The 23,113-nt window shown below is 56.3% G+C and carries 22 protein-coding genes and 2 pseudogenes; 13 read left to right on the forward strand and 11 right to left on the reverse strand.

Annotated features, from left to right (window positions below):
- Window positions 1–26: 26 nt before the first annotated feature.
- Window positions 27–1,292, forward strand: coding sequence for an MFS transporter (locus ACWGZX_RS02890; RefSeq protein ID WP_452627223.1), 1,266 nt, complete (start codon window positions 27–29; stop codon window positions 1,290–1,292).
- A gap of 582 nt (window positions 1,293–1,874) precedes the next feature.
- Window positions 1,875–3,344, forward strand: a complete 1,470-nt coding sequence (locus tag ACWGZX_RS02895; protein WP_452627224.1) for a sensor histidine kinase — start codon at window positions 1,875–1,877, stop codon at window positions 3,342–3,344.
- Between the two features lie 86 nt (window positions 3,345–3,430).
- Here ACWGZX_RS02895 and ACWGZX_RS02900 read toward each other — a convergent pair whose 3' ends face one another.
- Window positions 3,431–4,171: a gamma-glutamylcyclotransferase gene (locus ACWGZX_RS02900; protein WP_452627225.1), complete on the reverse strand. Its 741-nt coding sequence runs from the start codon at window positions 4,169–4,171 to the stop codon at window positions 3,431–3,433.
- A gap of 92 nt (window positions 4,172–4,263) precedes the next feature.
- Between ACWGZX_RS02900 and ACWGZX_RS02905 the strand changes: the two are divergent.
- Window positions 4,264–4,463: pseudogene (locus ACWGZX_RS02905) on the forward strand (transporter); the annotation flags it as partial.
- 44 nt (window positions 4,464–4,507) lie between these two features.
- On the forward strand, window positions 4,508–5,185 hold the full coding sequence (locus ACWGZX_RS02910) for a DUF3313 domain-containing protein (RefSeq protein ID WP_452627226.1): 678 nt from the start codon (window positions 4,508–4,510) through the stop codon (window positions 5,183–5,185).
- Between the two features lie 60 nt (window positions 5,186–5,245).
- Here ACWGZX_RS02910 and ACWGZX_RS02915 read toward each other — a convergent pair whose 3' ends face one another.
- Window positions 5,246–5,818, reverse strand: coding sequence for an eCIS core domain-containing protein (locus ACWGZX_RS02915; RefSeq protein WP_452627227.1), 573 nt, complete (start codon window positions 5,816–5,818; stop codon window positions 5,246–5,248).
- Between the two features lie 179 nt (window positions 5,819–5,997).
- Between ACWGZX_RS02915 and ACWGZX_RS02920 the strand changes: the two genes are divergently transcribed.
- A complete protein-coding gene (locus ACWGZX_RS02920; protein ID WP_452627228.1) occupies window positions 5,998–6,738 on the forward strand; it encodes a Mut7-C RNAse domain-containing protein in 741 nt (246 codons plus the stop codon).
- Between the two features lie 108 nt (window positions 6,739–6,846).
- On the opposite strand, the gene ACWGZX_RS02925 is transcribed toward ACWGZX_RS02920, so the two are convergent.
- The gene (locus tag ACWGZX_RS02925; protein ID WP_452627229.1) at window positions 6,847–7,332 is read right to left on the reverse strand and encodes a DUF6130 family protein; all 486 of its coding nucleotides are present in this window, start codon (window positions 7,330–7,332) and stop codon (window positions 6,847–6,849) included.
- A gap of 67 nt (window positions 7,333–7,399) precedes the next feature.
- Here ACWGZX_RS02925 and ACWGZX_RS02930 point away from each other — a divergent pair, with 67 nt between their 5' ends.
- Window positions 7,400–7,750 (forward strand): DUF2200 domain-containing protein, encoded by a 351-nt coding sequence (locus tag ACWGZX_RS02930; RefSeq protein ID WP_452627230.1) that lies wholly within the window; start codon window positions 7,400–7,402, stop codon window positions 7,748–7,750.
- Between the two features lie 235 nt (window positions 7,751–7,985).
- Here ACWGZX_RS02930 and ACWGZX_RS02935 read toward each other — a convergent pair whose 3' ends face one another.
- Window positions 7,986–8,342, reverse strand: a complete 357-nt coding sequence (locus ACWGZX_RS02935; protein ID WP_452627231.1) for a DUF6124 family protein — start codon at window positions 8,340–8,342, stop codon at window positions 7,986–7,988.
- 770 nt (window positions 8,343–9,112) lie between these two features.
- Here ACWGZX_RS02935 and ACWGZX_RS02940 point away from each other — a divergent pair.
- A complete protein-coding gene (locus ACWGZX_RS02940) occupies window positions 9,113–9,919 on the forward strand; it encodes a lytic transglycosylase domain-containing protein (RefSeq protein WP_452627232.1) in 807 nt (268 codons plus the stop codon).
- Window positions 9,920–10,412: 493 nt separating this feature from the next.
- On the opposite strand, the gene ACWGZX_RS02945 is transcribed toward ACWGZX_RS02940, so the two are convergent.
- Window positions 10,413–11,603: a cation:proton antiporter gene (locus ACWGZX_RS02945; RefSeq protein WP_452627233.1), complete on the reverse strand. Its 1,191-nt coding sequence runs from the start codon at window positions 11,601–11,603 to the stop codon at window positions 10,413–10,415.
- 362 nt (window positions 11,604–11,965) lie between these two features.
- On the opposite strand from ACWGZX_RS02945, the gene ACWGZX_RS02950 reads away from it, so the two are divergent.
- Complete coding sequence (locus ACWGZX_RS02950) at window positions 11,966–13,645, forward strand: arylsulfatase (protein ID WP_452627234.1); 1,680 nt, start codon at window positions 11,966–11,968, stop codon at window positions 13,643–13,645.
- A 538-nt stretch (window positions 13,646–14,183) separates the two neighbouring features.
- Here the strand turns inward: ACWGZX_RS02950 and ACWGZX_RS02955 are convergent.
- Together ACWGZX_RS02955 and ACWGZX_RS02960 are read right to left on the reverse strand one after the other, a co-directional pair.
- Window positions 14,184–15,023, reverse strand: coding sequence for a nitrilase family protein (locus ACWGZX_RS02955; protein ID WP_452627235.1), 840 nt, complete (start codon window positions 15,021–15,023; stop codon window positions 14,184–14,186).
- Window positions 15,020–16,519 (reverse strand): purine-cytosine permease family protein, encoded by a 1,500-nt coding sequence (locus ACWGZX_RS02960; protein ID WP_452627236.1) that lies wholly within the window; start codon window positions 16,517–16,519, stop codon window positions 15,020–15,022. The genes ACWGZX_RS02955 and ACWGZX_RS02960 overlap by 4 nt, the downstream gene beginning before the upstream one ends.
- A 146-nt stretch (window positions 16,520–16,665) precedes the next feature.
- Here ACWGZX_RS02960 and ACWGZX_RS02965 point away from each other — a divergent pair, with 146 nt between their 5' ends.
- The 4 genes from ACWGZX_RS02965 to ACWGZX_RS02980 all read left to right on the forward strand — a co-directional run bounded on the left by ACWGZX_RS02965 (window position 16,666) and on the right by ACWGZX_RS02980 (window position 20,274).
- A complete protein-coding gene (locus tag ACWGZX_RS02965; RefSeq protein WP_452627237.1) occupies window positions 16,666–17,568 on the forward strand; it encodes a LysR family transcriptional regulator in 903 nt (300 codons plus the stop codon).
- Between the two features lie 185 nt (window positions 17,569–17,753).
- Entirely contained in the window at window positions 17,754–17,867 is a 114-nt protein-coding gene (locus ACWGZX_RS02970) for a PAAR domain-containing protein (RefSeq protein WP_452627238.1), read from the forward strand.
- Window positions 17,868–18,049: 182 nt separating this feature from the next.
- Window positions 18,050–19,606, forward strand: coding sequence for a phospholipase effector Tle1 domain-containing protein (locus ACWGZX_RS02975; protein WP_452628958.1), 1,557 nt, complete (start codon window positions 18,050–18,052; stop codon window positions 19,604–19,606).
- Between the two features lie 137 nt (window positions 19,607–19,743).
- Window positions 19,744–20,274 (forward strand): DUF2931 family protein, encoded by a 531-nt coding sequence (locus ACWGZX_RS02980; protein ID WP_452627239.1) that lies wholly within the window; start codon window positions 19,744–19,746, stop codon window positions 20,272–20,274.
- A gap of 143 nt (window positions 20,275–20,417) precedes the next feature.
- On the opposite strand, the gene ACWGZX_RS02985 is transcribed toward ACWGZX_RS02980, so the two are convergent.
- From ACWGZX_RS02985 to ACWGZX_RS02995, 3 genes and pseudogenes are all read right to left on the reverse strand, one after another.
- On the reverse strand, window positions 20,418–20,600 hold the full coding sequence (locus ACWGZX_RS02985; RefSeq protein WP_452627240.1) for a hypothetical protein: 183 nt from the start codon (window positions 20,598–20,600) through the stop codon (window positions 20,418–20,420).
- Between the two features lie 171 nt (window positions 20,601–20,771).
- Window positions 20,772–21,302, reverse strand: coding sequence for a cysteine hydrolase family protein (locus tag ACWGZX_RS02990; RefSeq protein ID WP_452627241.1), 531 nt, complete (start codon window positions 21,300–21,302; stop codon window positions 20,772–20,774).
- A gap of 112 nt (window positions 21,303–21,414) precedes the next feature.
- Window positions 21,415–21,672: pseudogene (locus ACWGZX_RS02995) on the reverse strand (gamma-glutamyltransferase); the annotation flags it as partial.
- 150 nt (window positions 21,673–21,822) lie between these two features.
- On the opposite strand from ACWGZX_RS02995, the gene ACWGZX_RS03000 reads away from it, so the two are divergent.
- Window positions 21,823–22,338 (forward strand): methylated-DNA--[protein]-cysteine S-methyltransferase, encoded by a 516-nt coding sequence (locus ACWGZX_RS03000; RefSeq protein ID WP_452627242.1) that lies wholly within the window; start codon window positions 21,823–21,825, stop codon window positions 22,336–22,338.
- Between the two features lie 6 nt (window positions 22,339–22,344).
- Here the strand turns inward: ACWGZX_RS03000 and ACWGZX_RS03005 are convergent, their stop codons facing one another.
- A complete protein-coding gene (locus ACWGZX_RS03005; RefSeq protein ID WP_223521093.1) occupies window positions 22,345–22,938 on the reverse strand; it encodes an NUDIX domain-containing protein in 594 nt (197 codons plus the stop codon).
- Window positions 22,939–23,113: the final 175 nt, after the last annotated feature.

A 23,113-nucleotide genomic window follows, 5' to 3' on the forward strand; every position in this document is an offset into this window, starting at 1 on the left:
GACCCGATTACGCCCGGAGAACAATAATGACAACTCAAAACAAGGCCAAATGGCTCAGATTCCTGATCCTCATCCTCGGTGGTGGCACCATCTACAAGCTGGCGAACCTCAAGGACGCCTTCTATGTACCCATGCAGGAATTCATGGGTTTGAGCCACACTGAAATCGGTATGCTGCTGAGTGCCAACGCGATTATCGCTACCGCACTGTTTGTGCTTGGCGGCCTGCTCGCCGATCGCTACGACACGCGCAAACTGATCCCCCTCGGCCTGATCGGGACCGGTTGCCTGGGGTTGTACCTGGCGACCTTTCCGCCCTTCAGCAATTTGCTGATCGTGTTCAGTCTGTTGGCGATTTGTGCCGACTGCCTGTTCTGGCCATCGCTGCTCAAAGCCATCCGCAACCTGGGTGACGATCAGGAGCAAGGCCGGTTGTTCGGCCTGCTCGAAGGCGGGCGTGGCGTGGTGGATACACTGGTGGCCTTTTCCGCCCTGGGCGTGTTCGTCGCCATGGGTTCGGGCGAAACCGGCCTGAAGTCGGCGATCCTGTTCTACTCGGTCATCGACATTCTGGCCGGCACCCTGACCTGGTTCCTGCTCAAGGGCGGCAACGCGCAGTCGGCGGCCAAGCCGAAGAATGGTCTGGCGAACCTGATGGAAGCGATCAAGGTTCCAGGCATCTGGCTGGTCAGCCTCAACGTGTTCATGGTCTACATCGTCTACTGCGGCCTGACCTATTTCATTCCCTACCTCAAGGAAATGTATGGGTTGCCCGTGGCGTTGGTGGGCGCCTACGGCATCATCAACCAGTACTTCCTGAAGATCCTCGGCGGGCCTGCCGGCGGTTTCATTGCCGACAAGCAGTTCAAGAGCACCAGCCGCTACCTGAAGTGGGCATTCCTGGCGCTGTTGCCGCTGATGGGCGTGATCATGCTGATTCCGAAAAGCCCGGGCTTCATCTATGCGGGCATGGCCGCCACCCTGTCCTTCGCCCTGATCGTGTTCTCCATGCGCGGCGTGTTCTGGGCCCCCATGGGTGAAGTCGGCATTCCCCAGCACATCACCGGCTCGGCCTTCGGCATCGGTTGCCTGATCGGTTATGCACCCGGCATGTTTGCCTACGTCATCTATGGCGCGATCCTCGACCACTTCCCCGGTCAACAGGGTTACAACTATGTCTTCAGCCTGATGAGCGTACTGGCCATAGTGGGCTTCATGGTGTCCAGCCTGCTTTATCAAGCGGTGCGCAAAAAATCCACGGCCACTGCCGGGATGAGTGCGGCGCAAGCCTGATCATCGGCATGGACTCCAGGAGGAGGAATCGTCAATCACGCCGATCCCTCCTCCTGGCCACAACGCCGGAATGAACCGAAGCTAGCGCACAATCTGGCTAACGCGTTAACGCGACGGATTGGCTAAATGATTCGGGGGTTTATCTTTTACGCAGCTCGACGATCAGGGCCCGGCATGCGGGCTCTGATGCTCAGGCCTGCCTCAAGGAACGGGGTGTGCCTCGAGAGGAAGTCCTTCGTAACACGCAGCAATCGGCCATACGCTGGCACTGACCAGCGTCGCTCTCACCCCAAAACAGCTTACTGGTTTCTATAGACGCCCCTGACATCACCCTTCACAGGGGGATTGTCCCCAGAGTTGGTTCTATTTCCCCAGGAATGCGTTTGCTTTCGCGCTGACGAATGCCTGGAAAACTCCGTCTGCTCCGTCTCAGGCACTAAACAGAACGATTACTGCCTGCCTTACCCTACGTTATGTACGTCTGAGGTTTTTGGCACAGAGAATGCTGGGTATTCATCCAGAACTCATTGAGTTGTTCGAGCTGCTACAACCGGACGAGCAGCATGAATAAGGACACTCCCCATGCAGCCAAATTCAGCTTTTTTCAGACGCCTTGATCGAGGAGCGGCCGACTCAATTTCGCCGACAAAACCACCCAACCTCCTGCGATGGTTTTCGATCATCAGCTTCATCCTGATCAGCGCGATAGCCATCGGGCTGGGGTCAGTGTCGACCCGTTTCCTGGTCATCGAAAGCCTGGAGCGCGACGCCCTGTTGTCAGCGCAATTTATCCAGACCATCGCCCTGGGTGAGATACGTCACCACGAGTTGGCCGGGATGCGGATGGGCGACGTTTTGGCAGCCACCCAAAATGGAGTGTTGTCGGAAGAAATGTCGCTGAACAGACACCGTGCCCGCTCCGAGTTCCTCGACCACCTTTCGTACCTCCCGGACTCACTCCTGATTAGCATCTACTCCCCTCTTCGGACAGTGATGTGGTCGACCAATCCGCAGCTTATCGGACAAAAAATTCTGAACGACGAACCACTTGAAGCGGCATTCAACTCGAAAGGCCGAATTTCCACCAAATACAGCAACGCTGATGAACGCCGTCCAGAACAGCAATTTTTGCTCGCTCCCAAAATGTTCTTCATCGAGAGCTACATCCCCCTGGTAGATGATCTGGGGAATACTCTGGCAGTGGTGGAAATTTACAAGGAACCGGTCGATCTAATCGAACGACTCAATCGTGGCCACTGGATAATCTGGCTGTCTACGGCGGCGGGCGGTCTGATCCTTTACTTCGGGTTGTATTGGATTGTTCGACGGGCATCGATTCAGCTGGCGTCACAGGAAGCCCAGCTCGTCGCCAACAAGACCTACGTGGGCTTGGTCGAAATGTCCACGGCGGTCGCTCATAGTCTGCGTAATCCACTTGCCTGCATCCGCTCCAGCGCGGAATTGGCGAGTGAAATGGACGGCCAACCTTCCAAGAAGAATATCGACGATATTGTCAACCAAGTGGATCGGATGTCGCAGTGGGTGCACGAATTGCTGCTGTGCTTGCGACCGATCCGTGGAGAGGCAGAACTGGTGGAACCGATGATTGTGGTACACGCCACTTTGGCCGGCTTCAGCGCGCAATTGGCTCAGTCAAGAATCCAGGTCGAGTTCAAGAATGAGCCCGCCCTCCGAATCATCAGTAATCCACTTTTGCTTTCTCAAATTCTCAATAGCGTCATTGCCAATGCAATAGAGGCAATGCAGGGCGGGGGAAAATTATCCATCCAGGCTTATGTGGATGAAACCCATCAATGGCTGCATCTCATCATCGGTGACACCGGGAATGGAACGTCACGGCAACAAGAAATGATGGCGTTCAAAACCTTCTACACCACTAAGCAAGGCAGGCTAGGCATAGGGCTGATTATGGTGAAGCAGATCATGGAAAGTTTTGGTGGAGAAGCCAGTCTGACCCGCCATGAACAACAGGGAACATCCGTACGCTTGAGTTTCAGGATTGTAGAAAGAAGAGCCAGCGCGTTGCGCTAACCCTCGTCTTCGCGCAGCAATTCTCGCCGATCGGTGGAGAGATACGTAAGGTAAAAAAGAAAAAAAGGAGTAAAAAATGGACGGATTTATTTTCCAAAAAGGGACGGAATAATAAATTCGTCCCCTTTCTTTCCCAACTCTTCGATTTCCTGTGCGACCAGGCTTTGTATGCGCCACATATTACGGTCACGAATGCCATGCTCTTTCAGCATTGTCACGGTCCGGAATAGGTATTGGGCTGCCGAGCCCCAATGCCCGGCTGCGCGAGCCAACACATGTGCAACCTTTTCCATTGGCAACTTGCCTGCATAGGCCATTCCGTCGCGTGCTGCGACAAAGGCTAATGCACGCAATATCCCAGTCTCGGTTTTAACCGAAATCCAGCGCGGAACATTGGTCGGTGGGTTTGCGTCAATTTCCCGGAACATTAACAGTCCCAGTTGTTTGAAGTGATCTTGCGCTGGAAGCCGGTATGCCAACCCGTTGCAGCTTCCACCGCGGTCGAGGGCCAACATCAGGGCAGGCAACTCGCGTGTGCCGCGCCAGCGAGTAAGTTTCAGGCAGAACGACCGATGCCACCCATAGGCGGTGGCGCCACGGCTCTCCACAAATTCGAACTCCGGATTCCATATCAGTGAGCCATAAGCAAAGATCCAAAGATCTTCCGGTTTGTATTCACGTAAAAGTGCCTCCACCATCGCGTCAAACTCTGCTTTGGTGTGTTCGGTCGTGCCCGGTTCGGGTCCAGGATCGGGCTCAAACCGCTCAACACAAGCGACGAGTTCCGCTGTCAGGTTTCGCCCTTTGAATCGCGTCGTTTTTTTCATCGTTCATACCGGGTTCTCACGGCTGATCAACCGGAAAGTCTAGCACCGCGTGCTGAATCCACAGTCGATTGCTGTCCTTCGTAACGGACAGCATCGGCCAAACCTGGCGCATTGCTACAGGAGCCACCTATGCTCTGGGTAAGGACACCGACATCAACATCAGTTGGGCCATGACTGGCTCGGCGACATGCCGGTGGAGCAGACCAAGCCCACAACGGGCAATCAAATCTGCGGTCAGTTCGACAACGCCTGGATTCAAGCCGTGACTGGAAACATGACCTGGCGTTTCTGATTTTCTGTTGACGGAACCCGACTTAATCGTGGAGTGAAGCCACTATGACCTTGGCCCATAAGTTGTTTGTCGGCGTCGCACTGGCCAGCCTGGTACTCGGCGGTTGCACCTCCCAAGTCACTGAGCGCGAGCAGTACTCCGGTTTCTTGTCCAACTACAACAACCTGGAAGAAGTGACCACCGCCACGGGTGAGAAGGCAATGCGCTGGGTGAGCCCGTCGTGGAACCCGAATGCTTATGACACCATCGCGTTCAGAACGCTGGAGTTTTATCCCGCGCCGAAACCCAATGAGCAGGTCAATCAGCAGACTCTGGCCGACTTGCAGAACTACATGTCCAGGAAGGCCAAAAGCGTGCTGGGCCAAAAATACCGGAGGGCGTCTAGCGCGGCCGCTGCACCGGCCGGGTCACACCCGCTGATCCTGCGTGCGGCAATCACTGGCGTCAGCGCTTCGAACGAAGGCATGAAGTGGTATGAAGTTATGCCGATCGCGGCCGTTGTCGGAGCGACACAGGCAGCCACCGGTCACCGGGATCAAGACACTAATCTGTTCATCGAAGCCGAGTTCATTGACGCGAAAACCAATCAGACAATGGCCAAAGTGGTGCGCAAGGTATTTGGCACTCAGCTAGAGAACGACAAGCAGTCAATCACCACCAAGGACTTTAAAGCCGCTATCGACAAACTGAATACCGATCTCTGGACGTTCATCCACAGTTGACCGTTACAGAACTTTAAAAAAGGGGACGGATCTATTTTTCCGTCACCTTTTTACAGTCAGTCACTCCCGCACCACCCGTCTGACCTCAGCCTGTATGGCATAAGCCGGCGCCTCCACAGCATTGAAATCTTGTGTATACCGCCGGGCAAATCCTTCTACCCCCCATTCCTGATACTGCTGCACATGCTTTAATTCGTGAGCCCAGAGCATGACGTTCTCTTCTGCGGATTGAGCATCCCGGAAGAGGATGATGTCGATCAGCGTCACGGCGCCGATATCGGGGTTTTGCAGCATGGCAGTGGCGGCGCTGAATTGGCCGTTGTCGCTGACTTTGTAGCGCGCGGTATCGAGGACGCTGGGGTCGTACCAGCGCAGCAGTTGCTCCCGGATGTGCGGTGGAATGGGTTGGATGTCGGCGTTGGCTGCTTCAGCGCGGGCTTGGGTCAACCACAGCGCCAAGGCAGGTGCCGCGAGCTGGTAGAGACCCTCAAGCTGTCCCCCGGCTGGGAGGCAGATGCAGCTGTCCAGGCATACTCGTGTCTCGCCAGCTGGGCAGGCGTCGGTCTGGGCTGGCACTTCAAAGGTCAGGCAAAGAACAAACAGCGCCACCAGGCGCGTGGTGATGGGCGGCATTGGGCGCTCCAAGGACGGACACAGCGCGAACAGTGGGTCACCATTGATCGACGACCCGCATGGCTTTAGCGTAGTCCCGAACCAAGCGCCCCAAGATAATCGCAGGAAGCGACAGACCACCTTTCCACTCAACCCCCATTTTAGGCGCTCAACTTGCAGCCCTGCCTATACTGTTCAACATGACCAGTGCAACCTTTCGCTTCTACGAGGAGCTCAACGATTTCCTGCCGGCCGAACGGCGGCGGCAGTCCTTTACCTGCAAGTGCGCGCAAGGGGCGACGGTCAAGCACATGATCGAGGCGCTCGGGATACCGCACACCGAGGTCGAACTGGTGCTGCTCAACGGCGAGTCGGTGGGCTTCGAGCGGGTGATCTTCGACAGTGACCGGCTGGCGGTGTATCCCAAGTTCGAAACGCTGGACATCAGCCCGATGCTGAAGGTTCGTGCGCAACCTTTGCGAGTGCTGCGCTTTGTCGCTGATGCGCACCTTGGCGGGCTGGCCAGTCTGCTGCGCATGAGCGGCTTCGATACCCTCTACGACAATGGCTTCGAGGATAGCGAGATCGCCGAGATCGCTGCACAGCAAGGACGCATCGTGCTAACCCGCGACCGCGAACTGCTCAAGCGGCGGATCATCAGCCATGGCTGTTACGTGCATGCCCTGAAACCGTCGCTGCAGTTGCGCGAATTGTATGAGCGCCTCGACCTGGCGCGCAGCGCGAGGCCATTCAGCCTGTGCCTTCATTGCAACCTGCCGCTGCACGAGATCAGCCCGGAACTGGCTCGGCCGCAGGTGCCGCCACGCATTGGCGCCCTCTATTCGCGCTTTCTGCGCTGCGACGCCTGCCAACGGATTTACTGGGAGGGTTCGCACTGGCGCGGTATGTGTGCATTGCTGGCACCTCTCCTGAACCGATAGCCAAGCGCATCGGGCCGGTTGAATCCACAGCCAAGAGCAGTCAGTCAGATGTGTCTAAGAAATCCGGGGCTAATCACACCACAGTAGTTAGCCATGAACACTCAACAGTTATGGTTTTACTGCGTGACTATCGTCAATGTGGGGGGCGTCCGTTGGTTTCTTCTCCGGAACTATAAAACTCACTATCGTACTGGTGAGGATTTTGTGAGTCGGGTCGGCCACTTCAAGAAGAACCTTATGCGTGCCGGGTTTGAGTCCAACCAAGATAATCGGGTCTTCACTGGTGTGCGCCCATGTCCCCTCCCTATCGTCGACGGTCACGTGAAGGTGACCGAGGCGTGGTGATACATCAGCAGCCGTCTTGCCAAATACCGGCATGATCCTGGCGTGCTCTGTTCGATACTGGATAATGACAACACCACGGGCGAGCGGCTCGGCCAGCGGTGGATAGACGATGAGCTTTGGCACCGCCTCAGACTCCAACGGGAGTATTGCCGGTGGGTGATTGATGTCTGCTTCCCCTTGACCGCACGCGGCCATGCAAAAAAAGACACCCAAAGTAAGGGCCGACAGATTTCTGAGAGCGAGGGGCATGGTGTTTTTCTCCCGCGTGATTTAACTCAAGGCTAGATCAAACCGAGCCGCACCAGGAGAAACGCAGATGTCCGGACATCGAATCTTCTCGACACCCTTTGCGGCGGTTTATCCAATGTACGTAGAAAAAGCCAAGCGCAAGGGGCGTACACAAGAGGAAGTTGACCGCGTCATTTGCTGGCTCACGGGCTACGACCAGGCGGGTCTATTGCAACAGCTCACGCTGAAGGTCGACTTCGAAGCCTTCTTCGCTCAGGCGCCAGAGATGCATCCAAACAGCGGCCTCATCAAAGGTGTGGTCTGCGGTATCCGTGTGGAGGATGTTGAAGATCCGCTGATGAAACGAATCCGCCAGTTGGACAAGCTTGTTGATGAACTTGCCAAAGGCAAATCCATGGAAAAGGTGCTTCGGGAATAAATCCCGTGGGCAAGCTAGTGCGAGCCAGGCCAACAGTAAAAAAAGGGACGCTGAGCGTCCCGTTTTTATGAAAATAGATAGATCAAACGATGAGCAACCTGTGGCGAGGGGGCTTGTCGGACCGCCGCACCGCCCCGTTGGACTGCGCAGCAGGCCCATAGGTTGAGGCCACTTCGCTGCTAAGCGGGTCGATGCGGGCTTCCGACAAACTCCCTCTCCACTGAACAGCGATTACCTAGGTAGGCTCAACTTTATCCAGCACCCGGTTCGCCGTGATCTCCGCCACCATGATGCTGTTGGAAATGCCCAGCAAGGCATAACGCGACTCACCCTCCAAATGATCCACCAACTGATGGACCATCACATCGACCGACGCCAGCGTCTCGACCAAAAATACGGCCAGGGTTTCGGCTGTGGCTTCAGGGTCCACAGAAAACAGAGTACTGCGCGTTCGCTTGGTGGCTTTGATGTCGGCATTCGAGGGGAAGTGGAAGTTGAGGGCGCGCTCGGCGGCCTCGTTGAGTTTTTTTGAGTCGGGTTCGTACGGGGACACTGGATCGGTGTCTGGTGGATTGGGTGTGACCTTGAACATATTAAAGTCTCCAACAATATGGAGCCGTCACCGAATCGCTGCTAAACGGAGGGTGGCAGCTGTGTGCAGGTTAGCAGACCGGCGGAGACGATTCCGGCGCGCCCGAGGGCGCCCTGCGCACAGCTACCATGAAGTGCAGGCATGAAATGACCTGACTGTCTGGATGCAGATGCGCTTCGTCACGACGGGCTGCTAAACCCGATCACTGATGGGCAGTGACACGAATCAAGTTACCGAGTGCCCCAAAAGCGCACAAGCCGGCGGATTCTGGCGTAGCCGTAGGCAATGGCACAAGGTTTTGTAGCTTTCAGGACGTAACGTTGAGGGCGTTTAAACACGCGCTCTCAAGAGTTGTTGAATAAGCTGATACGCACTTCCTACAGACGGTGAAAACTGGAAGCATCCAGGAAGCCTCTGTCGAATTTATAGGGGTGACCGTCGCAATTGTGGTGGCAACGAGGTCTCTTGAATCAGTCGGCTATCGGCCAGAAGGAGACATTCGTTTGCGTCGGGATGCCCCCTATCCAGTCGTCAGGCATTAAGCACTGTTGAGATGGTCGCGTATGAACTCGATGAACCGCTGGGTCTTCGCTGGAAGCAGCCGTGTTTCGGTCAGTGCGTAGCCCGTACGTCAACGCAAGTTCCAAGGCCGGTTACAAGGGGTATAACTATCAGAACAAAAGACGGGTCACCCAGAATAGGCCCTTCAAAGGCAGCGCCCAAACCAGGCGCCCCAGGCCTGATCGGCGCCTGCGGCGCGGAGCGATGTGATGAGTTCCAGAGCATGGCGATGGGCTCGCAAGAGCCTTCTTGGCTGCATCGAGCTGGCCTTGCTGGTCGCTCCACTGTGCGCCAGCGCCATGTTCAAGTGCCAAGCCAGGGACGGAGCCATCAGCTACACCAGCCAAGCCATCGCCAGCGCCCGCTGCACTCGCCTGAATGGCATGTCGGGCGCCGGTGTCGGCACCAAGGCAATGGCCCTGCCACGGGTTGTGCGGGACGACGACTCAGGCGCGGTGCGGATTCGGGTGTACACCTTCATCCACAAGGGTGTTCGTCAATATGTGAGCCGGCGCCCCGTCGGGATCTCCGCACGGGTCGATGTCCTTGAGCTCTATTACATCAAGGACTGCTATCTGTGCATGGCGCCGAAGGATTTCAAGGTCGCCTCACTGCGCCTGGACACCCATTCCTATCGGCGGGAGATCGAAGCCGCTTCGGGTCATTATGGTGTCGACAGGGCGCTGGTCCGCGCAGTGATACATGCCGAATCGGCGTTTCGCCCCAACGCCATTTCCGAAGCCGGCGCCCAGGGGCTGATGCAGTTGATGCCCGCCACCGCCGAGCGTTTCGCCGTGGACGATCCGTTCGACGCACGACAGAACATTCGTGGCGGCGTGCGCTACCTGGCCTGGCTGCTCAGGCGCTTCAACGGCAACCAGGTGCTGGCGTTGGCAGGTTACAACGCCGGCGAAGCGTCCGTGGTCGAGTACAACGGGGTGCCTCCCTACGCCGAGACGCAATCCTACGTCACCCTCGTGCAGTCCTTGACCGAACGCTATCGCAACCATCGCTAGTACCGTAGGGCGCATAACCCGGAATAGGTAATACGCCGGCCCCTCCACGGCGGATAACGCTGGCGCGTTATCCGTCCTACGAAAGCAATCAGGTTCCGCGCTCGATCAACACGTCGGGCGGGGAATGGCTCAACCGAACTTCCACGCTCACCGGTAGCTATTGACCGATTCTGTTGAAAAAGTCGGTCTGCCCAAACTGCCTGATCATTGACTGGTGAAAACGCCTTTTCTGCACGCTGCTACGTGAAATCCGAGTCCGGAAGCCTCTGCCAAAAGTAAAGATTTCAATCTCGGACGCGTACTTTTCTGATGCGCAAACCATGGCCGACTTTTTCAACAGAATCGGCCGATTGCAGCCTGTCGCGACCGGCTGAAAACGACCCAGTATAGGTAGTCCATCCTGTGTAGATGACGGCTGACGAGCCGTTCGTTTGTAGTCATCATCACGTCACAACGCTAACACCCGCAAAAACTGTGGTGTTTCTGACAAATATCAATGATTACGACTGGCCAGCCGTGCAACCCATGGATTGGCACTCAAACCATGTAATAGCACGCTGAGTAAAACGGTACAGACAGCAGTAGCCACCAAGGTACGACTTGCTTGTAGAGGGTAGGCCAATATCATGACGGCGAAGACAATGCTGGCCAGACCTCGCGGGCCGAACCAACCGATGAAGAGGCGGGTTTCGAAATCGAAGCGGGTTCCCACCAGACTGATCAGCACGGGCAGTATGCGAATCACGGTCAGGCTGAGCACCGAGTAAAGCCAGATGTTCAGGGTGAGACTGCTCCAGGCCCAAGGGATCACCAGTGCGCCAAATACGCCCCAGGTAATGACCGATAACAGGCTGGCGAACTCTTCGCTGGCCTTGAGCAACTGGTGCTTTTGCTCGGTAAACAGAAAACTTGCGAGCAACCCACCGACGAACGCGGCGATAAACCCGCTACCACCTAGTGTTTGCGCTGTGGCAAAGCACAGAATGGCGAGCCCGGGCAGGGTCAACTGTGACCACATGGACGTTTGCCACTGGTGTTTTCCGGAGTAGCGCTGCAACCACCAGGTGATGAGCGTAAGGGTAATACCGATGAATGCACCGATGCCCAGTTCCTCGATAACCAACTCTAATGCCAATGAGATAGGGGACCGTGTCTGCTGTTCGACCAGCAATGCCAAAAACATAAGCAACACTGGAACGCAGATTCCATCATTCAACCCGCTCTCAACGTTTAACCCTTCACGCACGGACGCGGGAACCTTGGGATTGCTCACAACAGCTTTACCGAGCGCAGCATCGGTGGGAGCCAAAAGGGTTGCCAGTATTGCCAATTCCAACGGTGGGACCTGTGGGAACAACCAGACACCGACTAGCCAACCACCCGCTATGGTCAGTGGCAGCCCTATCATCAGCAAGCGCAGCGGAAGTCCTTCATTGGCCCGCAGGACCTTCAGGTTGGCGTTGGCCGCATCGCTAAACAGAACAATCGCCAGCGTCAGCTCAGCCAAGAACTTGAGGCCATCCCTGTCAATCCGGGGTTGCAGAATGCCCAGAAATGCCGGGCCGAGAAGCAGACCGGCAAGCATGAACATAAGCGGGCCATTCAGCAGGCGTGACTCGAAGCGCCCCGCAAATATGCTGTAGATAAGGAGGAAGGCAGCAAGCAGCGCTAAGTTCTGATACATCGATGACCTGCCTGTTCAGGGTGGGCAACTGGAACACGCAGCCTTGAGTTAAGTACTTGAAGGGGACGGGCTTCAGGCATGGGAGATGACGCCTAATGAGGGGTGTGCTAAGCATAGGTGGGAGCAAAAAAGGGGACAGATTTATTTTTCTGGAAAATAAATCCGTCCCCTTTCCTTTTGAGCAACTCAATCAAGACCAGCAGTTCCAAAGCGTTTTAGCCTGCTGTCTGCCCCTTGGCGATGCCAATCCGCTGCTATGCTTATCCACCGTTACTGATACGAAAATAGCAAACCGCCTTGGGTCAAACTTCAATCGGCAGGGTGGGCAGCTTTCAATCAGCACTAGCGGGAGGATAGCGGTCATGACTATAAAAAGCGTGCAATGCTTCACCCTGGCTGTTGCATTGTCATCCGGCGTATTCGTTGTTCCGGGGCAAGCTCAGGACAAGAAACCTAATATCCTCGTCATCATGGGAGACGACGTCGGCTGGTTCAATATCGGCGCCTATCACCGAGGTATTATGTCCGGAAAGACGCCGAGCCTCGACAAGCTGGCGTCTGAGGGCATGATGTTCACCGACTATTATGCAGAGGCGAGTTGCACTGCGGGCCGGGCAAGTTTCATCACGGGTGAAATCCCATTGCGCACAGGCCTGACGACTGTTGGCCAGGCCGGCGCTGATGTAGGTATGCCGGACAAAGCGGCTACGATCGCCGCAGCCCTCAAAACCGAGGGCTACGCCACCGGTCAGTTCGGCAAGAATCATCTCGGCGATCTGAACAAATACCTGCCGACCCTGCATGGCTTCGACGAGTTCTTCGGCTACTTGTATCACCTCGACGCTATGTCTGATCCCTATTGGTATTCGTTCCCGAATGACCAGTCGTACCGCGACAAAGTCGGACCGCGCAATCTGCTGCATACCTATGCGACCGATACGGACGACCCGACCGAGCAGCCGCGCTGGGGTAAGATCGGCAAGCAGAAGATCGTGGACGAGGGGCCTCTGGCGCCATACCCCGACATGTCCAACGTGCCGAACATGCACGACATAACCCCAAAGGCCAAGTACGACATGGGAACGTTCGACGAAGTGCTGGTCAAGGCTTCGTGTGACTTCATGGACAAAGCCAAGACAGACGGCAAACCGTTCTTCGTTTGGCACAACACGACGCGCATGCACGTCTGGACATTTCTGTCGCCCAAATACCAAGCCCTCATGAATAGCAAGACCAACTATGGGCTCGAAGAAGCTGGCATGGCGCAAATGGATGACAGCGTTGGCGCCATCCTGAAATGCGTGGAGGATGCGGGCGAGGCCGACAACACCATCGTCGTTTTCACCACCGACAATGGTGCGGAAGTGTTTACCTGGCCCGATGGTGGTATGACGCCGTTCAAGGGTACCAAAGGAACAGTGATGGAAGGTGGCTTCCGTGCACCGGCGATTATCCGTTGGCCGGGTAAGATCAAGCCCGGTACGGTCGAGAACGGTATCTATTCTGCTCTGGATTGGTTCCCCACGCTCGTGGCCGCAGCGGGTAATCCCAACATCACCGACCAGTTGCTCAAAGGTGTGAAACTGGGCCAGAACACCTACAAAAACCACCTCGACGGCTACAACCAGTTGGACCTGCTGCAAGGCAAAGGCCCGTCCGCACGCCATGAGTTCTTCTACTTCGGTGGTCCTCAGTTAGGTGCAATCCGCATTGATGACTTTAAGTACCAATTCTACCAACAACCGCAGGGTTGGCCCGGTGCAAAGGTCACAACAGACATGCCGACCATGGTCAATATTCGGCAGGACCCCTTCGAGCGGACACCATCGATCGGCGAGCAAAGCCTCAACGACCTAGGTGGAGGGTACATGAATGACTTCTTTGCGCGCGAGTTCTGGAGGTTCGTCACTGTTCAGCAGGCAGTCGCGAAACTGGCCCTCACGGCCATCGACTACCCCCCAATGCAGGACCCGGCTTCCTTCAACCTTGAGGCCGTGAAAAGGCAGGTCGAAGCAATGATCAAGAACAAGCCAGGCAACTAGGGCACAGGATCAATGCGACGGGCGGCTTTGTCGGGCCGCCCGTTTGGGCAATGGGTTGATCCAATGCAATGCTGTACATTGATTTTTGAGCGGTCTCATCAGTGCCTTCTGTTTCGAGTTCTCCCGACTGCCGAAGCGGGCTGACAGCCAGCGCCGACAGGCTGCATGGGGTCGATTCTGTTGAAAACAGTCGGCCATGGTTTGCGCATCAGAAAAGTACGCGTCCAAGATTGAAATCTTTACTTTTGGCAGAGGCTTCCGGACTCGGATTTCACGTAGCAGCGTGCAGAAAAGGCGGTTTCACCAGTCAATGATCAGGCAGTTTGGGCAGACCGGCTTTTTCAACAGAATCGGTCGATTGCTGTCCTTCATATCAGGAAGCAATCGACCAGAAGCGCTCTGCTCGGGTTAGGCAGCTCCCGCCCTGAGCTGTCACCTGATTTGTCTACAAAACCTCATATGCGGTTTGCACAAAAAAGTAGAACCCGCCCTTCCCCACCACGGCATCTGGCAACCAAAACAGGAACGGCCTACCGCTTTACTCCCCGCCCCATCCATACAACCCCTCCCGCCGATCCCGATGCAAATCATTACGCGCACTAATCCGCTTATTCCGCGCCTCACCAAGATTGAGCGTCGCCAACAAAATCTGCTCCCCCCCCTGCTCCGCTGGCCCCGCCAGCGGATAACCATCCGCATCAACAATCACCGAACCCTGCACCCAACCAACTCCTCGCTCATGCCCATGCCGATCACACGCGGCAATAAACATCCGGTTCACCGACGCATTGGCCTGAACCCGCACCACTTCCGCCGGACGTTCGTTCGGCGGCCTGGGTCCATCTGGCCAGTTAACCGGCGCACAAAGCAAATCCGCACCAGCCAGTGCCGGAAGTCGCACCCACTCTGGAAATTCCAGGTCGTAGCAAATCAACATCCCGATTCGCCCATGCACCGTTTCAACCACCGGCGGCGCAGCGTCTCCGGCGCTGAAAATTTCACTCTCGGCATCCCAGAGATGCACTTTGCGGTATACAGCGCGCAAACCTTGGGCATCGATCATTGCCGCGCTGTTAGCCAACTCGTCGCCTTCCAGGCGTTCGCAAAAACCGCCGACCACGACGATGTTCAGCTCACGGGCGAGTGCCGTCCAGAGGCGCAAGGTCGGTCCTTCGACCGTTTCTGCCAAGGACAATGCTTCGTTGCGGTCGTTGAACACGTAGCCGCTCTGCACCAGCTCGGGAAGCACCACAATCTGTGCCCCTTGATGGGCCGCCGAACGAATGGCGCGTTTGGTCAGTGTGCGGTTGAACGCGAGGTCGCCGATTTTCGGTGCGACTTGGCAGCAGGCGACCACGGTGTTTTTTGCAGTGTTCAACGCACCTCCTCCACAGACGGTTTGGTCATGGCAAGGATGTCGCTCTCGGTAATCGAGTCGATGATCCGGCGTTCGGACGCGAGGTCGAGCGAGCGGCTGAGGAGGTAATACGTCAGGCCCGAGACCACCAATCCCACCAGCCAGGCAATGTCCACGCCTTCGAGCATGCGTGCCAGCGGACCGACGAATACCTCTTTGTTGGCGGCGGCGTCAAAGATGTAGAAGAACGGCACCATCGCGGCAAAGCCGATCAGGTACGAGACGATGCCGCGAAATTGCCAGGCGCCGTAGATGCCGTTTGGCGTGAAGAAGTGCGGGATCGCGTAGCGGCCTTTGCGCACAAAAAAGTAGTCCACCAGATTGACGGCGGTCCAGGGCACGAGGAAGTACAGCAGCAATACGAGGAAGGTGTTCAACAGCGCGATGCCGTCACCTTTGATCGACAGCACGCAGGTCAACAGAATCACGCTGATCGCGGTGATGGACATCACTCGGGCGCGTGGTGTCGGGGTGATTTTTTTGATCGAGTCGACGCCGGTCAGCAGCGTCAACATGGCGCTGTAGGTGTTGAGCGCAATGATCGGCAGGAAGCCCGCCACCGAGACAATTACCAAGACATTGCCCAGCCCCGGAATCATCGAAGACCCGACCTGGTTCAACGCCACCAGCGCATCCACCGCTTTCAACTGCTGCGCCAGCCACGCACCGAGGCCGATCATCCAGCCGCCGGACAGCGAGGCGCCGATGAATACGGCGGCGATCAGTTTTGGCCGGCTGGTGTTTTTCGGCAGGTAACGGGAATAGTCGGACACATAAGGCGCATAGGAAATGTTGTAGCTGGCGCCGATGGCAAACAAGGTGGCGAACGCAACCCAGCTGAAGCCCAGGTCCGTCGCCGGGGCAACGCCCTCTTGGCCGGCGCCAAACATCAAGGCGATCGTGACCAACGCATACAGCGGCAACGTGGCCAACAACGCCCATTTAAAGGCTTTGTGCATCAGGTCGTGGCCGTAGATCGACAGCAGCGCACCGATCAGCACCACCGCCACCGCGACAATGGTCGGGTCGATACCGAAGACATGTTCGAGGCCGTTCATGATCAGCGAGATGTTCACCACGTTGAAGCCGACGAACACAAACATCGTCGCCATCAAGGCCAGGATCACCCCGCGATAACCGAACTGGGCGCGGGACTGGATCATTTGCGGCAGGCCCATCTCCGGACCTTGCGAACCGTGGAAGGCCATGAAGATGGTGCCGAACATGATGCCCAGCGCACCGGCCAGCATCGTCCACAGCGCCGACAAGCCGAGGCTCGGGCCGACAAAGCCGATAGAGATGGTGAAGAAGTGGAAATTGCCCAGAAACCAAAAAGGTCCCTGGCTGCTGAGTTTGGCGTGACGTTCGTTTTCTGGAATGTAATCGATCGAGTGGCCTTCGATGGCCAACCCGCTGCTCGCTTCGAGTGCGTGCGCAGACTGTGGGGACCCTGACATACGAATATTCCTATGCTGGTAATTGTTGTTTTTATGGGCAAAGCGCCGGTTTCATTGCAATGTAGGGCGTTGATCAGGGCTGTAAAATATCGCAGGCGCACTGTTTACATAGATCCGCGTCTATGTGGCGAACATCGGAGGCACACATGCTGGGCACTGTATCGGAGCTGGATCTGCGTTTGATCCGGGTATTTCTGACCGTCGTTGAGGCGGGCGGCATCTCGGCCGCGCAGACCGCGCTCAATACCACTCAACCCACCATCAGCGCGCAATTGGCGACGCTGGAAGCGCGGGTGGGATTTCGCTTGTGCGAGCGTGGGCGCGGCGGGTTTTCGGTGACGCCCAAGGGTGGCCAGTTTGTCGAAGCGGCGCGTCGGTTACTGGCGGCGGCCGAGGGCTTTCGGGTTGAAGTGCAGCACATCAATCGCAAGGTGTCGGGCAATATCAACATCGGCTTGCTCGGTCAAATCGATCCGTCCGCCAACAAGAACATCGCCCTGGCCATTGCCCGATTGCGCTCACGACATGAGGGGCTGTACTTCCACTTCACCGAACTGTCGTCATCGCTGCTGGAAGAGAAAATCATCAACGGCCACATCGATCTGGCCATCGGTTACTTCTGGCACCGCTTGCCCAACATCGATTACTACCCCTTGTTCCAGGAAACCCAAATCGCCTACTGCGCCCCTGCCCACCCGCTGTTCGATCACGTGGGTGCTCTGAGCCGCGATGACGTGCGCGATTACGACTGGGTCTGGCCCAGCCACCCCTTGCCGGAAATGCCCGCGCCCACCTCCATCGAGCGCTTGACGGTGCTCACCGACAGCATGGACGGCGCAGCTCTGCTGATTCTGTCAGGGCAGCATTTGGGCTTTCTGCCACAGCACTACGCGGCCAAACATGAGCAGCTGGGGCAGTTGCATCCGCTGAATCCTGAGCAACTGCGCTATGAAGTCGGCTTTCATGCGGCCGTTCGACATTCGGCGCGGCAACGCGAGGTGGTGAGTGCGTTTCTGGCGGAGTTGATTGAGATTTTTGCAGCTGGGTGAGTTCACAAGCAGCCGGATTGCAGCTTCGAGACTGTCAGTGGTTTCAGATGCGGATTTAGTCTTATATGCTCCAACACTTGGACACGAACCAAGTGCGTGGTTGAGTACTTTTGGAAACGTCTGATTGTTTTCTATAAAGAGCGTCAGCATGGTGCTGCCTCTGAACACTGATAGGGAAGTCAAAAATGTCCGGCAAGCCTGCTGCGCGCAAGACCGATTCCGTGAGCTGTCCCCGCTGCGGTGGAACAGCCATCGAATCCGGGTCACCCAATGTATTTTTTGATGGTCTGCCCGGGTAACGGACTGCACCACCTGCGGCAGTGTCTTGACCATGGGCGCCATGTCCTCGGTAAAGATCAATGGCCAGGCCGCGCTAGTCACCGGCTCGCAAGGTACGCATGGCGACACCATCACGGGTGGGTCATCTAGCATCATCATCGGCAATAGCTTCACGCCTGCGCCTGTTTCGCCGGTCAGTTCGATGCCGGCTCATTTGGTTGAGCCTTCCAGTTACCAGCCCTCGGTCATTGCACCTGCCCCTACGCTAACGCCAGACACTGCTGCTGAGGACGCGGTTTTAGAGGAAGAGGAAGAGGAGGAGGAAGAGGAACTGGATGAAGAGAAACCGGTGGGTATCACCTTGCGCATCGGCGTGTTCTTCGATGGGACATTAAACAATGCGAATAACAGCGTGATGGGGCAGCTCTGTGGCGCAACCCATGCCATCAAACCCGAGGATCTTGACGCCAGCTGCAGACCGTATATGGCCGATCCGGAAAGCAGCTACGCGAACGATACGTCGAACATAAAAAAACTCAGTGATTTGTATTATGTAAGCGAAGAGATGGAAGAACCCTTGCTGCAAGGCAACGTGTCACAGATGCTTTACGTTGACGGGATAGGTACGTCGACCGGTCAAGCAGACAGCATGTTAGGCGCTAGCATGGGGCGCGGGACATCGGGCGTAAGCGGTAAAGTAGAGGATTCTTTCCGTGAAATTGCGAAAAGGATTTTCCGGCTTTTCCAGACCTCTCCTGACTCTAAAATCGTAAGCCTTACTTTTGATGTTTTTGGTTTCAGCCGAGGCGCAGCCGCTGCACGTCACTTTGCCAATGAAGTGGCTCTAGGTCAGCAAGGCCCCATGGGGCAAACCATCAAGATATTTCGACGAGCTTTTCACGAAACGTTCAGTGGTGAATACCAGCGCGATATCAACATGGGCTTTATCGGTTTGTTTGATACCGTGCCGTCAGTAGGTGGCTTGGCCAATCTGGGCTACATACGCAGCCAAACACAACCTGGGCTCAAACTGTACCTATCTCGCAGCTTGTTTCCCAATGTCATCCAATTGGCTGCCCGAGATGAAATCCGCGCTAACTTCGCCTTGAGCCGGGTAAAACCCGCTCACCTGGAAATCACATTACCCGGTGTCCACTCGGACCTTGGTGGCGGCTACTTTCCTGAATCCGAAGAGAACCTGTTGATCAGCCCGATGCAGACGCTGGATGTTCCAGCCACGACCGACGTGAAATACACTTCGATTTATCGTGACGCGCAACAGGCGAAGGCCCAGTGGGAGGCCAAAGGCTGGCCGTCCGAAATGCTGGAGGTCGTGACTCCCTTTGTTCGGAGCGTGCTTCCGTCTCAGCAAGATAGCTTGAACCCCACCAAAAAGGTCTATGCGGCGTTGCAGCTCAAGCGCCCCGTGCGAGGCGAGCTATCACGGGTTTACCTGCGAGTCATGTACGAGTTGGCTAAGCAACGGGGAGTTAAGTTTGAGCACCTTGATGAGCAATATCCAACTTACACCATCCCATCAGAGCTTCAGGCGCTGTGTGACCGCTTCGTCGCGGGTGACTACAGTACAACTCCCGCCGAGGAGCAACTGCTCAAATTAAAGTACATTCACACCTCGGCCAACTGGAACCCACCGACAATCTTACAAGGTTCAACACCTCGGACAAGTGCGGGTTTACTCTACTTTAATGCCCCAACCACGGACGAGATTCGCGTACAACATCCCCATGTACCCGACTAGGAGTCAAAATTTTGCGATCACTATGGATCTTGTTGGGGGCTTTGCTCGTGAGTGCCTGCCAAGCGACGGAGCTTTCGGGAGAGCACTTAGACCCAGACTCAGTGCCATGGGAACTCGGGTTTACCGAGCCCAATTTTATGAGAGTTTGGGTAGAAGACAGTGCGGTAGTTGATGTCGACAGCGTCTTGTATCGTCGAGTTGGGAGCGGCGTAGCGGCGGGAGGAAAGAATAGTAATGCAAACGCCGCTCGTGGTTGGCGCAAGGGGATTGGTGGTAACGAAAGAACCGTTGTAGGGGCAAAAATTCCTGTCCGCATCTATGTGCGCTGGCAATCGCTTGTCGAGCCGCAAACCTACCAAGGATGGTTTGAAATACCGGAAAGTGCGCGGCAGATATTGCGCGATGCAGTGACAAAGGATTGCCCGGAATATCCGGAAGTCAAAAGTTTGCGTGCAGGCGGGTCTGTTCAGCTTGGTCTTGCCCCTGGCGGTGTAGTACAGATCTGGGTGCGGGATCAGTGCCAACGGCCAATTAAAGTTGCACGCGGCCAAGCCGAGATTGAACCCAAGGGGCCTGCTCTAGGACTCTCCGGAGGGAGCTATTTCCCATTGGAGGAAGATTCCAAGCGCTATGTCGAAAAGTACGGCATACCATACGGCAGTTGGTAAATGCGAATACTATGGATCTTCTTGGGACTCTATTCATGAGCGGCTGCCAAGCGTCGGGCGAGCCTTGGGGGCGCTCAGATTCCGACGCCGGACCGGGGACGAAAATAGATCCGCCCCCTTTCAGACAGTCCCCTATCAGACACTCAATGTTCTTCGAGCACCCCAAAGCGTAGGTTGTTGGCCACGTAATCTGGATGGAAGACATCCTGATCGAGCTGGAACAGCTCTTTGTGCTGCTGCAGACGCTCGTTCTCGTTGAATGGGCCGTCGGGGCTCACGCCTGTTAGCTCGGCGAGAAGTTCGCCAATCAGTTTTTCTACGCTCATATTGTTGTTCTCTTTACGACAGAAGGTCTTTGCGGTCGAGCCGCCGAATTGCGGGGCTTGCAGCGCAGTTCATGAGGAGAATTTAATAGGCGGGGGCGTTATCAATTTTTCAATCGACGACAGCGCTTTATCATTTCATGACAATTTATGTCCGTTGATCCGGCAGTGGTTTCAGATGCGGATTTCCCCCGCAGGCATGACGTCGATCCGCGCCACTGAACCGGTCAAGCGCGCGAGATCCTTGTTGTGCTCGGCGATGATGTCCTCGGCGAGGTTGCCGTTGTCGACAGTGGAATGTGCGTCCGACGCCAGCACCACGTCATACCCCAGTTTCAGAGCCTGTCGCACGGTCGCATTTATGCAGTAGTCGGTTTGCAGCCCACAGATGATCAGGCGCTCGTAATCCTCTCTCGGCAGGAGGTCTTTCAGGTGGGTCTGGTAGAAGGAGTCCGGTGTGGTTTTGCGTATGCGGATATCCTCGGGGGCGTTCTCCAGCCCTTCGGCCAGTTGCCAGCCGGCGGTGTTGTACACCAGAAGACCGTCCGCTTCTTCGTGCTGGATGAACACGACCGGCACCCCGGCTATCCGAGCCCGGATGCTCAAGTGATTGATGTTCTCGATGACGCGGTTGATCTCAAAGCACTCGTACTCGCCAGAGCACAGCGCCTGCTGGACGTCGATGATTAACAGTGCAGTGGCCATGATTCGCTCCTTGAACAATCAGTGAATCAGGGGACGAAAACAGCTCCGTCCCCTTTCAAACTCAACCCCTAGTAGCCGAGCGACAGCCCGGTATTGCGACGAGGGTCGTTGTGGTCATGAAACCGCCGCCCCCCAGGTTGCCCGCTGCGGGGTACACCACCGCCAGCGCGTAACCCACCGCAACGGCGGCATCGACCGCATTGCCGCCCTTCTTGAGCACATCGGCCCCCACTTGGGAGGCCAGATGCTGGGCCGTGACCACCATGCCGTTTTCGGCCGCGACGGGGGCAACGGAGGCCGCGTGGGCGGTAAGGCAGCTTAACGCCAAGGAAATCGCGATAAGCGATTTGGCAAAAGGTTCGTACTTCATGAGTCGGTCTCTTTTTTGTTTTCAGGCTCTGTACAAAACCGAGTGAGCGGTTCTAAAGCACAGGCAAGTATGGTCGGGATTGCGTATTGCGCCTCCCCGTCGAGTCAGTATGCTGAGCCTCTGTTCAGACCTTCTGCGGAGACCGCCAGCATGACCTACACCTTCACCACCCTGGCGTCTCCGGTCGGCGAACTGAAGCTGGTGGCGAAAGATGCAAGACTGGCAGCCATCCTCTGGGAAAACGACAAACCGAACCGGGTGCGGCTTGGCCCGATGCACGAAGCCCCGGACAATCCGATCCTGGTGCGCGCCGTTCAGCAATTGCAGGAATACTTTGCCGGCACGCGAAATCGCTTCGAGCTGGAACTGGATTTTGCCGGGACGGACTTTCAGAAGAAGGTTTGGCAGGCCCTGCTGACGATCCCGTTCGGAGAGACACGCAGCTATAGCCAGATTGCCGAGCAGATCGGCAATCCGAGCGCGGTTCGGGCGGTGGGCGCGGCGAATGGCAAGAACCCGATTTCGATTGTTGCACCCTGCCATCGTGTAATCGGCGCCTCGGGCAAGCTCACCGGATTTGCCGGCGGGCTTGAGGCGAAGGAGCGGTTGCTGACGCTTGAAGGGTGCGAGTGGTCCGGCGCCAGCAGGATGGATGATCTGTTTTGAATGGGCTCAAGGCGCCGAGAAGATGTCCTTCATCGCCGCATATTGCAGGAGCATGATGGTCTTGGCGTCGCAGATCTCTCCGCGATAGAACGCTTCAAGTGCCTCGTCGAATGCCCACTCCAGCACTTCCAGTTCTTCGGTCTCTTCCTCCAGCCCACCGCCCTCGCTGACTTTCAATCCAGCGTCATATTCGGCGATGAAGAAGTGCAGCTTTTCGGTGACCGAGCCGGGGCTCATGTACGACTCGAAAACCTTCTGCACATGGTGCACGCGGTAACCGGTTTCTTCCTCGGCTTCGGCGCGGATGCGTTCTTCGGGATCGGCCCCCTCAAGCAATCCGGCCGCCACTTCGATCAACAAACCATCGTGACCATTGACGAACACCGGCAGCCGAAACTGGCGTGTCAGCACGATGGTTCTCTTTTCGCGGTTGAACAACAGAATCGCCACGCCGTTGCCCCGGTCGTAGACCTCGCGGGTCTGGCGTTGCCAGTCGCCGTTGTTGCGCTGATAGTCGAAAGTGATTTTCTTCAGCAGGTACCAGTCGTGGGACAACACCTGGGATTCGATGATGTTGACCCGTTCGGCTGTGTTCGCCATGACACCGCATCCTTTTTTCGTCAGAGTTGCCCATGGTAGGCGAAAACGAAAAAGCCTGGCATCCCCCTAATGCGGTTCACATAAGCCATAGCGAACCTTGTAGCAGCTGGCGAAGCCTGCGTTCGACTGCGTAGCAGTCGTAAACCTGAACGCACGGATTTCCTGAAACACCGCA

The organism is Pseudomonas sp. CLCA07 (assembly GCF_053615335.1).

Coding starts and splice junctions, on each gene's coding strand:
- ACWGZX_RS02935 (WP_452627231.1), bottom strand. CDS start 8,342: ATGTTCAAGGTCACACCCAATCCACCAGACACCGATCCAGTGTCCCCG.
- ACWGZX_RS02980 (WP_452627239.1), top strand. CDS start 19,744: ATGAGAGTTTGGGTAGAAGACAGTGCGGTAGTTGATGTCGACAGCGTC.
- ACWGZX_RS03000 (WP_452627242.1), top strand. CDS start 21,823: ATGACCTACACCTTCACCACCCTGGCGTCTCCGGTCGGCGAACTGAAG.
- ACWGZX_RS02965 (WP_452627237.1), top strand. CDS start 16,666: ATGCTGGGCACTGTATCGGAGCTGGATCTGCGTTTGATCCGGGTATTT.
- ACWGZX_RS02950 (WP_452627234.1), top strand. CDS start 11,966: ATGACTATAAAAAGCGTGCAATGCTTCACCCTGGCTGTTGCATTGTCA.
- ACWGZX_RS02945 (WP_452627233.1), bottom strand. CDS start 11,603: ATGTATCAGAACTTAGCGCTGCTTGCTGCCTTCCTCCTTATCTACAGC.
- ACWGZX_RS02915 (WP_452627227.1), bottom strand. CDS start 5,818: ATGCCGCCCATCACCACGCGCCTGGTGGCGCTGTTTGTTCTTTGCCTG.
- ACWGZX_RS02895 (WP_452627224.1), top strand. CDS start 1,875: ATGCAGCCAAATTCAGCTTTTTTCAGACGCCTTGATCGAGGAGCGGCC.
- ACWGZX_RS02920 (WP_452627228.1), top strand. CDS start 5,998: ATGACCAGTGCAACCTTTCGCTTCTACGAGGAGCTCAACGATTTCCTG.
- ACWGZX_RS02985 (WP_452627240.1), bottom strand. CDS start 20,600: ATGAGCGTAGAAAAACTGATTGGCGAACTTCTCGCCGAGCTAACAGGC.
- ACWGZX_RS03005 (WP_223521093.1), bottom strand. CDS start 22,938: ATGGCGAACACAGCCGAACGGGTCAACATCATCGAATCCCAGGTGTTG.
- ACWGZX_RS02940 (WP_452627232.1), top strand. CDS start 9,113: ATGAGTTCCAGAGCATGGCGATGGGCTCGCAAGAGCCTTCTTGGCTGC.
- ACWGZX_RS02990 (WP_452627241.1), bottom strand. CDS start 21,302: ATGGCCACTGCACTGTTAATCATCGACGTCCAGCAGGCGCTGTGCTCT.
- ACWGZX_RS02890 (WP_452627223.1), top strand. CDS start 27: ATGACAACTCAAAACAAGGCCAAATGGCTCAGATTCCTGATCCTCATC.
- ACWGZX_RS02925 (WP_452627229.1), bottom strand. CDS start 7,332: ATGCCCCTCGCTCTCAGAAATCTGTCGGCCCTTACTTTGGGTGTCTTT.
- ACWGZX_RS02910 (WP_452627226.1), top strand. CDS start 4,508: ATGACCTTGGCCCATAAGTTGTTTGTCGGCGTCGCACTGGCCAGCCTG.
- ACWGZX_RS02960 (WP_452627236.1), bottom strand. CDS start 16,519: ATGTCAGGGTCCCCACAGTCTGCGCACGCACTCGAAGCGAGCAGCGGG.
- ACWGZX_RS02930 (WP_452627230.1), top strand. CDS start 7,400: ATGTCCGGACATCGAATCTTCTCGACACCCTTTGCGGCGGTTTATCCA.
- ACWGZX_RS02970 (WP_452627238.1), top strand. CDS start 17,754: ATGTCCGGCAAGCCTGCTGCGCGCAAGACCGATTCCGTGAGCTGTCCC.
- ACWGZX_RS02900 (WP_452627225.1), bottom strand. CDS start 4,171: ATGAAAAAAACGACGCGATTCAAAGGGCGAAACCTGACAGCGGAACTC.
- ACWGZX_RS02975 (WP_452628958.1), top strand. CDS start 18,050: ATGCCGGCTCATTTGGTTGAGCCTTCCAGTTACCAGCCCTCGGTCATT.